The sequence below is a fragment of the Nocardia bovistercoris genome (assembly GCF_015674855.1).
GTDB classification, from domain to species: domain Bacteria; phylum Actinomycetota; class Actinomycetes; order Mycobacteriales; family Mycobacteriaceae; genus Nocardia; species Nocardia bovistercoris.
Genome location: NZ_JADMLG010000001.1, coordinates 738,020 through 753,561, shown reverse-complemented (window position 1 = coordinate 753,561; position 15,542 = coordinate 738,020). Strand labels below are relative to the sequence as shown.

Genomic DNA, 15,542 nt, shown 5'->3' with positions numbered 1-15,542 from the left:
CGTGGTTCGGCCGTGTCCATATTGCGATGGATCGAAATCAATCCGGGTGCGTTCGCGACTCGAATAGTGATTGCTGAATGTTGACTGAACAGAGAGGCTTGGTCACCGAGGTGGTGCTGGATCTGAAAGTGGCGATAGTCGGAGCGGGATTCGGCGGAATCGGCATGGGAGTGGCGCTCAAACAGGCGGGCTACCACGATTTCGTCATCCTGGAGAAAGGCGATCGGGTCGGTGGCGTCTGGCGCGAGAACACCTATCCCGGCTGCGACTGCGATGTGCCCTCGCACCTGTACTCCTTCTCCTTCGCCCCGTACCGCAGTGCGCGACAACGGTATCCGGGACAGGAGCGGATCCTGGACTACCTGATCGGGGTCGCCGACGAGTACGGGCTCACTCCGCACCTGCGCCTGAATTCGGCGCTGACCACCGCGACCTACCTCGATGATCTCGGGCGCTGGGAACTCACCACCGCCGACGGCGCGATCATTCGCGCCGACATCGCGATTTTCGCCCTCGGGCAATTGCACCGGCCCTACATTCCCGATATTCCCGGACGGAACGACTTCGCGGGCACGGCATTCCACACCGCGCGCTGGGATCACCACGTGGACGCGCGCGGTCGCGAGGTCGCGGTGATCGGCACCGGATCCAGCGCGGCGCAGCTGCTGCCGAAGATCGCCTCGATCGCCCGCCGGGTGCACCTCTATCAGCGCACGCCGCATTGGTTGCTGCCCAAGCCATCCCGCGAATTCGGACCGCTGTCGCGGCTGGCCATGCAGGTGCCTGGCGCCCATCAGGCGTATCGCACGGCGCTGCATCGTGGCGCGGACGCGGTACTCGCGCCGATCATGCACCGTGGCTGGTCGGCACTTCCCGCGCAGTGGTTCGCACGCGCGTACCTGCATCGTCGCGTGGCCGATCCGCGGCTGCGCGCGGCGGTGACGCCGGATTATCCGATCGGCGGCAAACGAATCATCTTCGACAGCACGTATTACCCGACCCTGGCGCGGCACAATGTCCGGCTGGTCACCGACCCCATCCAGCGCATCGTCGCCGACGGCGTCGAAACCGTGGACGGCGCGCACCGGCCCGCCGCTATCCTCGTCTACGCCACCGGATTCCGCGCCGCCGAATTCATGGCGCCGATCACCGTACGCGGGCGCGACGGACGGCTGCTGCACGAGCAGTGGCGCGACGGGGCCGAGGCATTCATGGGCCTGGCGGTGCCGGGATTCCCGAACGCCTTCCTCATCGCCGGGCCGAATTCCTTCACGCCCGCGGGCAGCAATCCGACGATGAAGGAATACCAGATCGACTACATCCTCGAATGCCTGCGCTGGCACGAACAACTCGGCGGTCCCGCGGTCGAGGTCGGGCCGGTCGCCATGGCGAATTATCAACGCTGGCTGCGGCGGGCCATCGCGAAAACGGTCTGGTCGGGTCCGGTGCACAGCTGGTACAAGCACGTCAACGGCCGGGTGGTGAATCCGTGGCCAGGCACGACGCGGGATTTCGCCCGCATGCTCGCCCACCATCCGGTCGAGGCGTTCACGGCCGTGGCCCGCGACCGGAATCCGGTGCCTGAGGCCGCGTCGCTGTTCTGATCGCCCACCGCTGAACGGCGAAATCGACCGCCCGAACCCCGGTTCGGGCGGTCGTCGCCTGCGCACTCATTTCCGCTTGTCGCGCACCCCGGATTCGATCCGGTCGCCGAGATCCTTGTCGACGGCGCGCCAGTATTCGAAGGCGCGCGCCAGCACCGGTTCGCTGACTCCGTCGAGCAGGTGGCCGACGATATTGTCGACCAGACGCGCGCGGGCCGCGTCGTCGAGCACGTCGCGCACCAGCGTGCCCGCCTGACCCCAATCGTCGTCGTCACGGCGCGCGGTGTACGCCTGGCGCACCATCTCGCCGTCGGTGTGCCAGCCGACCGGCGGACCCGACACCTGGGCGTCGGCGTGCGGACCGCCCTTGGAATTGGGCACGTACACCGGATCGCCCGGATTGCGGTGGCGCATCTGCCCGTCCTTGGAATAGGAGCGGACGGTGGTCGCGTGCGGCGAGTTGACCGGAAGTTCCTTGTAGTTCACCCCGATTCGGTAGCGATGCGCGTCGGGATAGGAGAACCAGCGTCCGAGCAGCATCTTGTCCGGACTCGGCCCGGTGCCCGGCACGGCGTTGCTCGGTTCGAAGGCGGCCTGTTCGATCTCGGTGTGATAGTCGGCCGGGTTGCGGTCCAGCCGCAGCCGCCCGACCTCGACGAGCGGATAGTCTTCGTGCGGCCACACTTTGGTGAGGTCGAACGGATTGAACCGGTAGGTCTTCGCGTCGTCGAACGGCATGATCTGCATGTGCAGGGTCCAACTCGGGTGTTCGCCGCGCTCGATGGACTCCCACAGGTCACGCACGTGGTAGTCGGCGTCCGCGGCGGCCAGGCGGTCGGCCTCGTCCTGGGTGAGGAATTCGATTCCCTGGTCGGTCTTGAAGTGGTATTTCACCCAGAACCGCTCGTTCTCGGCGTTGTACCACAGGTAGGTGTGGCTGGAGTAGCCGTTCATGTGCCGCCAGGTGCGCGGTATGCCGCGATCGCCCATCAGCCAGGTGACCTGGTGCGCGGACTCCGGTGACAGCGTCCAGAAATCCCACTGCATGTCGTGGTCGCGCAGGTTGTTGTCGGCGCGGCGTTTCTGTGAGCGGATGAAATCCTGGAACTTCATCGGATCGCGGACGAAGAACACCGGCGTGTTGTTGCCGACCATGTCGAAATTGCCCTGCTCGGTATAGAACTTGAGGGCGAATCCGCGCGGGTCGCGCCAGGTGTCGGGACTGCCGCGTTCGCCTGCGACGGTGGAGAAGCGCGCGAGCGCCTCGGTGCGTTTGCCGGGCTGGAACAGATCCGCCCTGGTGTAGGCGCTCACATCGTTGGTCACCTCGAAGGTGCCGAACGCGCCGCCGCCTTTGGCGTGCGGCTGCCGTTCCGGGACGCGCTCGCGGTTGAACGCCGCCATCTTCTCGATGAGGTAGGCGTCGTTCAGCAGGATCGGTCCGTCGGGGCCGACCGTGAGTGAATGTTCGTCACTCGGAACCGGTATGCCCGAGTCATCGGTCGTGAAATTCGACATCGTGCTCCCTTCTACTCGAGGTCGTCAGGAGGGTGGGCGCGGTCGGCGACGACCGGCGCCCCCGTGCGGAGAGTACGCCGCCACGCCGAGTTCAAACATGGAAAGCCAGGTCGGCGGGGTTGGGCCCGCGACCTTGCGATCCGCCTCGAGTGGATCGCAAGGATTCCGTAGGAAAACTCCTAGCGCCCTCGGATTCCATTCACAGGTGCCGACACGACAGTGGGGCGTGCACAACCGGCCCGAAGGTCGGATCGACAGGGAATGGAGAAGACAGTGCCGACGATGCTTTCGACTTCCGTCACCGCCGCGACCGAGGTCGCCGCCGTGGACTACGCCCGCTTCGGGTGGACGGTAGCCGCGACGGCCGACGGACTCCGCCTGATCACCGACGACCAGGTGGCCGGAATCGAACTGACCGGTGCGCTCGCCGCGGGCGTGCGCCGCTTCCTGCGGGCCAACAACCTGTCGGGTCCGGTCATCGAGGTCCCCGGCCCGCTGCGCCGCGAGATCCACCTGGTCACCGGGATCGGCCGGGCGGGCATGGCGGTGGCGGCGCTGCGCGCGGCGGGCGCGGTCGTGCACATGGACGGCGCGGGTATCCCGCTACCGCAGGATGCGCCGGGCGGCGGCGATCCGGCGTGGGGTATCGCGCCCGGCGAGGCGCGCTGGATGCCGCCGCTGGTCGCGGTCGGTGCGGCGGTGCGGGCGGCGGCGCGCCGGGCTCGGCTGCTCGGCGTGGCCTGTTGACCTCGTCGCTGGATCGCGCAACCGGGACGTCGACCGACGACCGCACACCGCGTGCCCGCGTGCCGACCACGACACGGGACACGCCAAGTGTGATGCCGACCGCCGCGGTGTTTCGGTGTGTGGGGCCCGGGTAGTTCGGTGCGTGAGCAATCGCTGGACACGAGAAAGGCGAGCACGATGAGCACTCCGATCACGAGCACTCTCGACCCGGAACAGCAGCGGATAGCGGGCGAGGCGTTGCAGGCCACGGTCGTCGACCTGATCGATCTGACCCTGATCGCCAAGCAGGCGCACTGGACCGTGGTCGGCCGCAATTTCCGTTCGGTGCATCTGGCCCTGGACGAATTGGTCTTGGCGGCAAGGGACTTCACCGATGACGCGGCGGAGCGGGCGACCGCGATCGGCGTCGCGCCGGATGGGCGGGCGCAGACGGTGTCCAAGGAGTCCGGCGCGTCGGGTCTCGCGGCGGGTTGGCAGCAGGACACCGATGTGATCGACGCGATCGTCGGGAACCTGGCTTCGGTGGTGCAGGGCCTGCGGTCGCGGATCGAGGCGACGGAGAAGGCCGATCCGGTGACCCAGGACCTGTTCATCGAGATCGCCGCGCGCCTCGAGCAGTTGCACTGGATGTGGCAGGCGCAGTTGGCCAGTGCCTGATTCGCGCGGCTGACCAGCACCGTCGGCACCCCGATCGGGCGTTGTCCCGAAGGGGTGTCGATGGTACTGTCCGGACACATGTCCGAAAATGTGTCTGCCGCGCATCGGGGGTACGGAGCGGGCGGCCGGAAAGGTGGTCGCGATGGCGATCGTTGAACCGTTGGCGGCCGCGGCCGGAGAGCGTCGACGCTGGGCGCTGACGAGTCCGGTGGACGGTTCCGCGCTCGGCGAGTGGGAGGTGGCCACCGCCACCGACGTGGACGAGGCGCTGGCGCGGGCGCGGCGCGCGCAACCGGAGTGGGCGGCGCGGCCGGTCACCGAGCGGGCGGCCATCATCCGCGGCGCGGTCGACGTGCTGCTCGCGCGCAAGGAAGAGATCGTCGAAGCGCTGCGCGCCGAGACCGGCAAGCCCCGCGCCGAAGCGCTGACCATCGAGATCCTGCCCTCCTGCGACTTCCTCAACCACTGGGGTGCGCGCGCGAAGCGTCAATTGCGCGACGAGCGCAAGCGCCTGCACGGCTACCTGCTGCCCGTGAAGAAACTGACGGTGAACTACCAGCCGCTGGGCGTGGTCGGGGTGATCACGCCGTGGAACGCGCCGTTCGTGCTCTCGCTGAACCCGGTCGTGCAGGCGCTGCTCGCCGGAAACACCGTGGTGCTCAAGCCTTCCGAGGTCACGCCGCGCTCGGGCGAGTGGGTGGTGCGTGTACTGCGCGAGGCCGGTGTGCCCGACGACGTGGTGCAGGTGCTGCACGGCGACGGCGAGACCGGCGCGGCCATGGTGGCGGGCGACATCGACAAGATCACCTTCACCGGCAGTGTCGCGACCGGGCGCAAGATCGCCGAAGTGTGTGGGCGGCGGCTGATTCCGTGCACACTCGAACTCGGCGGCAAGGACGCGATGATCGTGTGCGCCGACGCGGATCTGGAACGCGCCGCGGCGGGCGCGGTGTACCTGTCGATGTTCAACACCGGCCAGGTGTGCTTGAGCGTGGAGCGCATCTACGTGGTCGAGGCCGTCGCCGACGAGTTCATCCGCAAGGTGATCGAGAAGGCGCGCGCGATCACCTACGGCGCCGAGAACAAGGATATGGGGCCGCTGTTCAGCGACCGGCAGCTCGAGATCGTGCGCAGGCACGTCGAGCAGGCCAAGGACAAGGGCGCGGTCGCTGCGGTCGGCGGCGCGCCGGGGGCGGGCGACGGGCTGTTCTTCCAGCCGACGGTGCTCGTCGACGTCGACCACAGCATGGACCTGATGACGCAGGAGACCTTCGGCCCGGTCGCGGCGATCATGCGCGTGCGCGACGAGGACGAGGCCGTTCGCCTTGCCAACGACAGCGAATACGGGCTCAGCGCGAGCGTGTTCACCCGCGACCCGGCCACCGTCGAGCGAATCGGCAAGCGGTTGATCACCGGTTCGGTGGTGCACAACGACGCCGCGACGATCTACGGTGTGGCCGAGGCGCCCTTCGGCGGCCGCAAGTCCAGCGGTGTCGGCCAGGTCAACGGCGTCGACGCGTTGCGCAAATACACGCACGCGCAACCGATTCTGATCGCGAGGTGGGCCACCAAGTCCGAACACGTCTGGTACCCCTACAGCGACAAGACGCTCGAAACGCTGGAGAGCATCCTGCGTTACGCGTTCGGCAACCGCTTCGTGCGCCGTCTGATGTCCTGAGCGGTCCGCGGAACCGACGAGCGCCGGAACCCGAGAAGGATTCCGGCGCTCGGCTTTTCAGTGCGGCGATCAGCTCGCTTCGGCGCCGATCTTCGCCAGCTTGCCCGACAGCCGCTCCAGGTAGGCGCGCACCTCGTCCTCGCTCTTGTCGGGCAGGCCGTAGAGCACGTCGGTGACGCCCTCGGCGGCCCAGGTCGTCAGGCGCTCGGCATCGGGCTTGAAATCGAGCACGACCACGCGCGGGTTGCCCTCGCGGCCCGCGTCCGCCCAGATCTTCTTGAGCAGCGCGAGACGTTCGGAGATGTCGGTCTCGCCGGGCGTGGTGATCCAGCCGTCGCCGGATCGGGCGATCCATTGAAAGGTGCGCTCGGTGCCCGCGGCGCCGATCAGCACCGGCACATCGCGGCGCACCGGCTTCGGCCACGCCCAGCTCGGTCCGAACTGCACGAACTGGCCTTCATAGGATGCCTCGTCCTGCGACCACAGCGCGCGCATCGCCTCGACGTACTCGCGCAGCACCGTGCGGCGCTTGTTCGGCGGGACGCCGTGATCGGCGAGTTCGTCGGTGTTCCAGCCGAATCCGGCGCCGAGCACGACGCGGCCGCCGGACAGGTGGTCCAGCGACGCGATGGTCTTGGCCAGCGTGATCGGGTCGCTTTCGACCGGAAGCGCCACCGCGGTGGACAATTCGATGCGCTCGGTGACCGCGGCGGCCATCGCCAGCGACACCCACGGATCGAGGGTGCGCGTGTAGCGGTCGTCGGGCAGGCTGGCGTCACCGGTCTGTGGGTGCGCCGCCTCCCGCTTGACCGGGATGTGGGTGTGTTCGGGGACGTAGAAGGAGTGGAATCCGGCGTCCTCGGCCGCGCGGGCCGCGGCGGCGGGAGAGATCCCGCGGTCGCTGGTGAAGAGGACGATCCCGAATTTCATCGAGCCCAGTGTCATGGCTTGGCCTTTCAGTTCTTCGCCGCGGCGATACCGGCCCTGCGGCCGTAGAAGCTTCCGTCTCCGAGCGAGGCGCCGCTGACGTAGCCGCCCGCGCAGATGCCCGAGGTGCACCGGCCCGCGGCGAACAGTCCGGGAATCGGTTCACCCGAGACGTGCAGGACGCGCGAGTCGAGATCGGTGCGCAGTCCGCCGAGGGTGAATCCCGCGGTGAAGCCGCGCATGTCGAAACCGGCGACGGGTCCGCTGATCGGCGCGACCCATTCGGATTTCTTGCCGAACAGCGGGTCGACGCCGTCGCCCGCGTGGTGGTTGTACACCTCGACGGTGGACTGGAGCGAACGGGCGGGCAGGCCCATATCGGATTCCAGTTCGGCTACCGTCTCCGCGGCCCAGGTCGGCGGGACGCGGAAGAAGGGGGTCGCGGTCTCGGTCTGCTGCGACGCCTCGTAGGAGGCTTCGTCGATGACCAGGTACACCGTGTTCTCCTGGCGCAGCAGGCTCATCTGCCCGATGCGGCCCGGATAGGTGTCCTCGGGCACGAAGCGCTGTCCCTGGCCGTTGACCAGGATGCCGCGTGCGAGCATCTGCGGGTCGCCGAAGAAGGCGACCTCGGTGGCGTCCATATGCGCGAGTTCGGCGCCGAGACCCTGCGCCAGCCGGATGCCGATGCCGTCGTGTTCCTCGATCGCGGCGCCGGGGCGGCCGATCAGGCGCGGCGCGTAGCTCTCGATCATCGGGTCGTTGTAGGCGAAGCTGCCGGTGGCGAGCACGACGCCGCGCTCGGCGCGCACCGTGATCTCCTCGCCGTAGCGCTTGGCGACGACGCCGACCACGCGGCCATCGGCATCGACCACGAGGCGCTGGATCCTGGTGTCGTAGGCGACGGTGACGCCGAGCGCTTCCGCGGTGTTCGCCAGCGGCTGCATCAGCATGTAGCCGCCGCCCTTCTGGCCGGTGCGCTTGTTCTCCATCTGCGGCACGTGTCCGCGCGGCGCGGGCGTCGCGATCTCGTTGAACGGCGCGGCGTTCTCCCCGCCGGAATACATGAGGCCCTCGTCGTGCGGCGGCTCCCAGCCGGGTTCGCCCCAGAACGCCTCGCGGAACGGGACCCCGTTCGCGACCAGCCATTCGTAGTGCTCGACGCTGCCGCGGCAGTAGTCGCCGATCTTGGCCTCGTCGACGCCGGGGCCGAGCGCCGCGCGCAGGAACGCCTCCATGTTCTCCGGGGTGTCCTCGAAGCCGAGCGCCCGCTGCAGCGGGGTGCCGCCGCCGAGGTAGATGAACCCGCCCGCCTGCGCGGCCGCGCCGCCCCAGCCGCTGGTCCGTTCCAGGATCAGCACCCGAGCACCCGCGCGCGCCGCCTCGATGGCCGCGCAGACGCCCGCGATGCCGTAGCCCGCGACCACGACGTCGGCCTGTTCGTCCCAGTTCTGGATCGAGTCCGCGGGTACCGGACGCAGCGGCGAGCCGCTCCGGGGGTTGCTCTCGGCGCTCATCGGGTGGCCTCTTCTTCCTTCTTCTTCGCCGCCTTGCGGCGCTGCGCGACCACCGAGCCGACGACCCGGTCGAGTTGGGTGCCCGCGGGCCAGCCCGCGTAGTGGCACAGGAACAGGGCGATCTCGCGCAGCTGCTCCTCGTCGAACTCCTCGTTGCCGAGGGCGGCGCCGATCTGGATCTCCGCCACGTCGAACAGCCCTTGCGCGGTGAGCGCGCCGAGCAGCAGCAGGCGTCGTTCGCGCACGGTGAGCGCGGGGCGTGACCAGACGTCGGCGAAGAGGTGGTCGGCGGTCATCGCGAAGTGGTCGCCCGGACCGTCCTGGAATTCCCAGCCGTAGACCTCGGACATCTTCCGCAGTCCCCGTTGGCGTACCTCGCCGCCGGCTTCCGAGGGCGTGTCGGTCATGTGGTGTCCCCTTTCAAGGGCACGTCGTGGTCGGTGAGCCGTACGCCTCGACGGGGGTGCGGTCAGCGCACACGCAGCAAAGGAATGCTGTCTGGACAGGTGTTCGGAATATACGGTGACTTCGCCGTTCGGCGCAAGCGTCGGCACGGGCGTGACATGGCCGACACGAGCCGTCCCGCATTGTCTCGTATCAGTGTCGATGATAGTGTCTGGACACATGTCCGGGCGCATGTCTTCCAGCAAACGGTCGACGCCGCGCCGGGACGTCGAGAATCCCTGAAGGCCCGCTCGGAGACGGAATGCCATGGCCTACAACTTCGCCGACCTGTTCGAACACTCGGTCGACGCCATGCCCGACCGGATCGCACTCGTCGAGGACGGTCGTCGGGTCACCTTCGCCGAACTCGACCGGCGGGCCAACCAGCTCGCCCACCACCTGGCCACCCTCGGGGTCGGCAGCGGCACCCACGTCGGCTACCAGATGCACAACAGCATCGAAACCGTCGAGACCTTGATCGCGTGCTTCAAACTCGCGGCGGTCCCGATCAACGTGGACTGCCGCCGCGGCGTCGGCGAACTCGCCGACCTCTACGCCGACGCCGACCTCGAGGTGCTGATCTACCACGCGGGCTACGGTCCTCGGGTGCGCGCGGCGCTCGACCTGGTCGGTTCGGTGCGCCACACCCTGTGCGTGGACGACGGCTTCGCCACCGCGTGGCCGCCGGCGGGCACCGCCTGCTACCACCGGGTCGTGGCCGAGGCGCCGACCCGGCGGCCCTTCACCCACCGCGGCGGCGACGATCTGGTGCTGATCTACACCGCGGGCGCCGAACCCAAGGGCGTCATGTGGCGTCAGGAAGATCTGTGGCGCGCCTTCGGCGGCGGCATCGACTTCTGCACCGGCGAGCGGGTCACCGACGAATACCAGCAGTCCAGGATCGCGGCCCGCACCCAACCGAGCACCTGGTTCGTACTGCCGCCGCTCACCGACGCCGCAGCCATGATGCCGACCTTCGCGGCGCTGTGGACCGGCAACGCGGTCATGTTCACCCCGCGCTTCGATCCCGCCGCGATCTGGCGCACGGTCGTCCGCGACCGCCCGCAGGTGCTCGTGCTCACCGGCGACGCGATGGTCGGGCCGCTGGTCGACTCCTACCGCGCCTGCCCCGTCGACGCTAGTTCGCTCGTCGCCATCGCCGCGGGCACGGCTTTGCATTCGGAGGCGGGCAAGGCGGCGCTGCTCGCGCTGTTCCCGCACGCGGTGGTCGCCGAGGCGATCGGTTCGGCCGACACCGACTTCGGGCACGTGGGATTCGCGCAGACCGAGGCCGGTTCCGCGCCCGAAGCCAAGGTTAGGCCCGGCAGCGGTGCGATCGTGGTCGACGAGGACGGGCGCCGGGTGCCCGACGGCGTCGAGGGTTGGCTGGCCCAGACCGACGCCGTGCCGATGGGCTACTACAAGGGGGTCGTGCAGTCCGACACCCTGTTCCGCACCGTCGACGGTGTGCACGTGGTCATCACCCGGCATCGCGCGCGGGTCGCCGACGGCGGTGCGATCGTCGTGACCGGCGAGGCGGGTCGCCCGGATCGAATGCCGCCGCCGCGTGAGCCGAGCGCGGGTGTGTCCGTGGTCGACGCCGGGTACGCGCGGCCCGCGCACGAGGTCGCGGTGACGGTGCCCGCGCGCTTCGCCCCGTTCGAATCGGCCGCGTTGCGCGAGCATGTGCGCAGGTCGGCGGGGTACGAACCGCCCGCGAAGATCTGGGTCGCCGAGGTCATAGTGTCGGTACCTGGGCCGTACCGGTTCGCGAACGAGTACCGCACCCGGCGCATCGCCGACCGCTGAACTCCCGGCATCGCGGGGCGTTCAGAACTGGGACGTTACGCCGGGTAGTCCGCCGAACAGGATCTCGAAGACCCTGGGTTGGTTCAGATCCACCTTGGTCGGCGGTACGTACGGCGCTCCCACATTGGTGTCGGTGACGAGGTAGTCGGCGTGACTGCCGGGAACCCGGTCGATCACGCCGTCGCAGCGCGGTCCGCCGGTGGCGTTCACCTTGGGCAGGTCCTCGGGGTATTTGTACGATTCGCCCGCGAGCATGAAGTTGGTGTTGAACGCCAGCCAGGGGTCGGGGCCGCCGCCGAAGAGCAGTTCCGCCAACGGCATCAGCGAGCCGAGTCCGTTGATGACGCAGTTCAGCGTCGGCGCGTATTCGAGCAGCAGTTCCGAGGTCGGGCGCAGCAGGGCGAGGGCGTCGACGAGGTCGCGTTCGCTCGCGCCGAGCACCGCGCGGCCGGAGTTCGCCAGGCCGGTGACGCTGAGCAGCAGCGCGTCCAGATCGCCCTGCGAGGTCGCGATCGTGGTGCTGGTGGCCGCCGCGTTGTCCAGGGTGCGCAGCAGGTCGCCCGCGGTGGCCGAGTACAGGGCGGTGACCTGCGCGGCGGCCGTCACGTCGCGTTGCAGGGCGGGCAGACTCGGATTGAGTTCCCGCAGGTAGGCGTCGGCGCGGGTGAGCAGGTCGCCGAGTTTCGCGCCGCGCCCGTCCAGCGCGGTGCCCAACGCCTCGAGGGTGGCGTTGAGTTTCGCCGGATCGATCTGCGCGAGCACCGCGGCCAGCTGTTCGAAGACGGTGTTGATCTCGACGGTCACCGATTGCGCGTGCACGGTCGTGCCGGGGCGCATCGGCGTGAGCGAGGCGTCCGGCGGCGCCACGAAGTTGACGTACTTCGCGCCGAAGATCGTGGTGGAGCGGATGTCGACGGTGGCGTTCTCCGGCACGAGTTCGAGTTGTTCGGGGTCGATGGCCAATCTCAGCAGCGCCCGGTCGTCGGCGTAGGAGACCTCGCTGACGTGTCCGATCTCCACGCCGCGGATCCGCACCTTGGCGTCGGGGTCGAGGACAAGGCCGCTGCGCGGTGCGTCGACCCGCACCGTGACGGTCTCCTGGAAGCTGCCCGCGAACATGCCGAGCGCGAGGGCGACCACCGCGGCGATCACCAGGACCATGGCCAGGCCCGCCAGTTTGAGCCCGTACCGGTCGCGCAGGGGCGTCGCGCGGCGCGTGCGGTGGGTCGGTGTTTTCGCGTCCACCAGTGTTCACCTCTCGGGCGGTGTCGAGCCCGTCGTGCTCGTCGGCGCCGGGCGGACGCCGGACCACGCGGGTCCTCCGAACGAGCCGTGCCCGGGGCAGGGGTCGATCCTATGTCCGGACACTTTCCGAGAAATGGTTTCGACGGATTTGCCGCATCGGTACCGCTCGGCGGTGTTCGAGTGCGGCGGGTGGCGCGGTCGGAGGTCGCACCAAGTCGACCACGCGCGAAGCCGCGGTGTCGGGAGGTGTGCGGCGGTGTGTCGGAATCGAGACCGGAGCAGACGCCGCGCGATATCGCGGGGGTGGCGAAGCGGCTACGGGCGGTCGGTCGAACGCAGCAACAGGATCGCGGTCTTCTGGATCAGGTCAGCGGTTTCGGTGTAGCTGGCGTAACCCATGCCTGCGCGCAGCAACGCGCCCGAGTACAGCAGTTCCAGAGCCTCGACGGTGTCGGGATCGGAATCGGCGCCGAGCGCGTCGTCGATCCAGCGGCGGATCTCCAGACCGATGCGGAAACGCAGGTGCGCCACATCGGGATCGGTGCCGAGCAGCGCGCTGGTGACCGCCTTGGCCATTTCGGGCTGGTCGCCGAGCAGGAAGGTGATCCGGCGCAGCGCGGTGATCGCGCGCGCCGCGGTGTTCTGGTCCTCGGTGTAGCTCGGCGGCTCGGTCTGGCGCAGGTGGCGCCACATGACCTCGGCGACCAGGTGGTCCTTGGAGGAGAAGTAGGTGTAGGCGGTCGCGGTGCCGACTCCGGCGGCGGTCGCGACCATGCGCATGGTCAGATTATCGAAGCCTTCGCGGCGCAGGAGGTCCATGGCGGCGGCGGTGAGGCGGTCGACGGTTTCGGCCTGTTTGCGATTCAGGCGTCGTCGAGTCGACTCGACGGTCGCGGAATCGTGAACAGACACATGTCCAAGCTACGGCCTCGCGGGTTCTCCGGGCAAATCGGGCGAGTCGGAACTTCCCGGCAGGCATGGCCGCTCGCGTTTTCGACACTTGGCGGTCATATGTCTGGAATCATGTCTGGAATACGTTCCAGTTTTTGTGATAGACAGGACGTCGAAGTCCCGCCGGAGAAAAGAAGTCTCATGTCGAACTCCTTCGCCGACCTGTTCGAGCACGCGGTCGACGCCATGCCGGAACGGGTGGCGCTGATCCAGGGCCAACGCCGGATCACCTACCGCGAGCTCGACGAGCGCGCCAACCGTCTCGCCCACCACCTCGCCGCGCACGGCGCGGGTAGTGGCACCCATATCGGATTCCAGATGCACAACGGCATCGAGACGGTGGAGACGCTGATCGCCGCCTTCAAGCTGCGCGCCGTCCCGATCAATGTCAACTACCGCTACGGACCCGAAGAGCTGCGCTACCTCTACGACAACGCCGACCTCGAGATCCTGGTCCACCACCGTGCCTACGCGCCGCTGGTGGAGAAGGCCCGCGTCGGGGCGCCCCGCCTGCGTCACGTGCTCGTGGTCGACGACGAACTCGGCGGCCCCGAGATCGAGAGCGCCTCGACGCCCTACGAGGAGGCGACGGCCGGGCAGCCCGGCACCCGACCCGAGGTCGAACGCACCGCCGACGACCTGTTCGTCGTCTACACCGGCGGCACCACCGGCATGCCCAAAGGCGTGATGTGGCGTCAGGAGGACATGTGGCGGGTGCTCGGCGGCGGCATCGACTTCTACACCGGTGAACCGGTGACCGACGAATACCAGCAGTCGCGCGTCGGCGCCGAGAGCGAGCCCGCCAAGTGGCTGATCCTGCCGCCGCTGATCCACGCCTCGGCCCTGATGTCGTCCTTCATGGCCCTGTGGACCGGCAACACGCTGATCTACACGGCCAAGTTCGACGCCGATGCCATCTGGGACACCGTGGTCGCCGAGCGCCCCGGCGTGCTGGTCATCACCGGCGACGCCATGGCGAGGCCGCTGCTCGACGCCTACCGCGCGCGCCCGGTGGACGCGACGTCGCTGGCGGTCATCGCCTCCGGCGCGGCGCTGCTCTCGCAGCCGGTGAAGAACCAACTGCTTGAACTGTTCCCGAACGCCCTCGTCTCCGACTCCATCGGGTCCTCCGAAACCGGTTTCGGCGGTATGGGTTTCGCGGAGAAGAGCGACGACCCGGCGCGCGGTCCCCGCGTGCAGACCGGGCGCGGCGCTGTGGTCGTCGACGACGAGGGTCGTCCCGTCGCGGACGGCGCCGAAGGTTGGCTCGCCAAAACGGGTTCCGTGCCGATCGGCTACTACAAGGATCCGGCGAAGACCGAGAAGCTGTTCCGCACCGTCGATGGCGCCCGCATGGTCGTCACCGACGACCGCGCACGCGCCGAGGGCAACGGCACCATCACCCTCATCGGCCGCGGCAACATGGTCATCAACACCGGCGGCGAGAAGGTGTTCGCCGAGGAGGTCGAGGCCGTGGTGAAGGCGCACGACTCGATCTACGACGTGGTCGTGATCGGTCTACCCGACGATCGATGGGGCCATCAGGTCGCCGCGGTGGTCTCCTGTTCCGGCGCGGTCGATTTCGACGCGCTGGTCGATCACGTCCGCGCGCATCTGGCCGGATACAAACTGCCGCGCCGGTTCTGGGTCACCGAGACCGTCACCCGCACGCCGTCGGGCAAGCCCGACTACCGCTGGGCAAAGGCGCACGCCGAGAGCCGCGAAGCCGACCACGTCGTCGGGGCGGTGGCGCGATGATCATCGAGAATCTGGTCACCTCGGGCACTTTCAGTCTCGACGGCGGCGACTGGGCGGTGGACAACAACGTCTGGCTGATCGGTGACGGCGACGAGGTGATCGTCATCGACGCCGCCCACGACGCCGCCGCCATCGCCGAGGCCATCGGCGACCGCAGGGTGTCGGCGATCGTATGCACCCACGCCCACAACGACCACATCAACGCCGCCGCCGAACTGGCGCGCGGCACCGGAGCCCCCATCCTCCTGCACCCCGCCGACCAGCCGCTCTGGGATATGGTCTACGGCCCCGACGCGATCTACAAGCCGCTGGCCGACGGCCAGCGAATCACCGTGGCGGGCAGCGAACTCCACGTGATCCACACCCCCGGCCACGCCCCCGGCGCGGTCTGCCTGCACGCCCCGGAGTCCAAGGCCCTCTTCAGCGGCGACACCCTCTTCCAAGGCGGCCCCGGCGCCACCGGCCGCTCATTCTCCAGCTTCGACACCATCATCGACTCCCTACGCCACCGCATCCTGTCCCTCCCGGAGGACACCGTAGTCAACACCGGCCACGGCGAATCCACCACAATCGGCGCAGAAGCCCCCCACCTCGACGAATGGATCCGCAGAGGCCACTGACAACACAAACACCTGACAACACGAAACCGGGCGCACCCTGAGGTGCGCCCACTTTCATGCCCATATC

Annotated in this window: 13 protein-coding genes; 7 read left to right on the top strand and 6 right to left on the bottom strand. The window is 68.6% G+C overall.

Features of this window, described 5'->3' with window-relative positions; genetic code table 11:
* The first annotated feature begins 77 nt into the window (after positions 1–77).
* Positions 78–1,604 (top strand): flavin-containing monooxygenase, encoded by a 1,527-nt coding sequence (locus IT779_RS03430; protein WP_196147608.1) that lies wholly within the window; start codon positions 78–80, stop codon positions 1,602–1,604.
* Positions 1,605–1,670: 66 nt separating this feature from the next.
* Here the strand turns inward: IT779_RS03430 and IT779_RS03425 are convergent, their stop codons facing one another.
* Positions 1,671–3,122 carry a catalase gene (locus tag IT779_RS03425; protein ID WP_196147607.1) on the bottom strand — a complete coding sequence of 484 codons (1,452 nt, stop codon included), beginning with the start codon at positions 3,120–3,122 and terminating at the stop codon, positions 1,671–1,673.
* A gap of 282 nt (positions 3,123–3,404) precedes the next feature.
* On the opposite strand from IT779_RS03425, the gene IT779_RS03420 reads away from it, so the two are divergent.
* The 3 genes from IT779_RS03420 (at position 3,405) to IT779_RS03410 (ending at position 6,204) form a co-directional block, all read left to right on the top strand.
* On the top strand, positions 3,405–3,869 hold the full coding sequence (locus IT779_RS03420; RefSeq protein WP_232541358.1) for a hypothetical protein: 465 nt from the start codon (positions 3,405–3,407) through the stop codon (positions 3,867–3,869).
* 177 nt (positions 3,870–4,046) lie between these two features.
* Positions 4,047–4,526 (top strand): Dps family protein, encoded by a 480-nt coding sequence (locus IT779_RS03415; RefSeq protein WP_196147605.1) that lies wholly within the window; start codon positions 4,047–4,049, stop codon positions 4,524–4,526.
* A gap of 142 nt (positions 4,527–4,668) precedes the next feature.
* Entirely contained in the window at positions 4,669–6,204 is a 1,536-nt protein-coding gene (locus IT779_RS03410; protein ID WP_196147604.1) for an aldehyde dehydrogenase family protein, read from the top strand.
* A 69-nt stretch (positions 6,205–6,273) separates the two neighbouring features.
* On the opposite strand, the gene IT779_RS03405 is transcribed toward IT779_RS03410, so the two are convergent.
* The 3 genes from IT779_RS03405 to IT779_RS03395 are packed head-to-tail and all read right to left on the bottom strand — an operon-like array spanning position 6,274 to position 9,055.
* Positions 6,274–7,134: an LLM class F420-dependent oxidoreductase gene (locus IT779_RS03405; RefSeq protein ID WP_196147603.1), complete on the bottom strand. Its 861-nt coding sequence runs from the start codon at positions 7,132–7,134 to the stop codon at positions 6,274–6,276.
* 26 nt (positions 7,135–7,160) lie between these two features.
* Positions 7,161–8,648 carry an FAD-dependent oxidoreductase gene (locus IT779_RS03400; RefSeq protein WP_196147602.1) on the bottom strand — a complete coding sequence of 496 codons (1,488 nt, stop codon included), beginning with the start codon at positions 8,646–8,648 and terminating at the stop codon, positions 7,161–7,163.
* Complete coding sequence (locus IT779_RS03395; protein WP_196147601.1) at positions 8,645–9,055, bottom strand: carboxymuconolactone decarboxylase family protein; 411 nt, start codon at positions 9,053–9,055, stop codon at positions 8,645–8,647. The genes IT779_RS03400 and IT779_RS03395 overlap by 4 nt, the downstream gene beginning before the upstream one ends.
* 304 nt (positions 9,056–9,359) lie before the next feature.
* Between IT779_RS03395 and IT779_RS03390 the strand changes: the two genes are divergently transcribed.
* On the top strand, positions 9,360–10,901 hold the full coding sequence (locus IT779_RS03390; RefSeq protein ID WP_196147600.1) for an AMP-binding protein: 1,542 nt from the start codon (positions 9,360–9,362) through the stop codon (positions 10,899–10,901).
* A 21-nt stretch (positions 10,902–10,922) separates the two neighbouring features.
* On the opposite strand, the gene IT779_RS03385 is transcribed toward IT779_RS03390, so the two are convergent.
* Entirely contained in the window at positions 10,923–12,062 is a 1,140-nt protein-coding gene (locus IT779_RS03385; protein WP_196147807.1) for an MCE family protein, read from the bottom strand.
* A gap of 399 nt (positions 12,063–12,461) precedes the next feature.
* Positions 12,462–13,058, bottom strand: a complete 597-nt coding sequence (locus IT779_RS03380) for a TetR/AcrR family transcriptional regulator (protein WP_332838628.1) — start codon at positions 13,056–13,058, stop codon at positions 12,462–12,464.
* A 180-nt stretch (positions 13,059–13,238) separates the two neighbouring features.
* Here IT779_RS03380 and IT779_RS03375 point away from each other — a divergent pair, with 180 nt between their 5' ends.
* Complete coding sequence (locus tag IT779_RS03375; protein ID WP_196147599.1) at positions 13,239–14,855, top strand: acyl-CoA synthetase; 1,617 nt, start codon at positions 13,239–13,241, stop codon at positions 14,853–14,855.
* Entirely contained in the window at positions 14,852–15,475 is a 624-nt protein-coding gene (locus IT779_RS03370; protein WP_196147598.1) for an MBL fold metallo-hydrolase, read from the top strand. Before IT779_RS03375 ends, IT779_RS03370 begins: the two co-directional genes overlap by 4 nt.
* Positions 15,476–15,542: the final 67 nt, after the last annotated feature.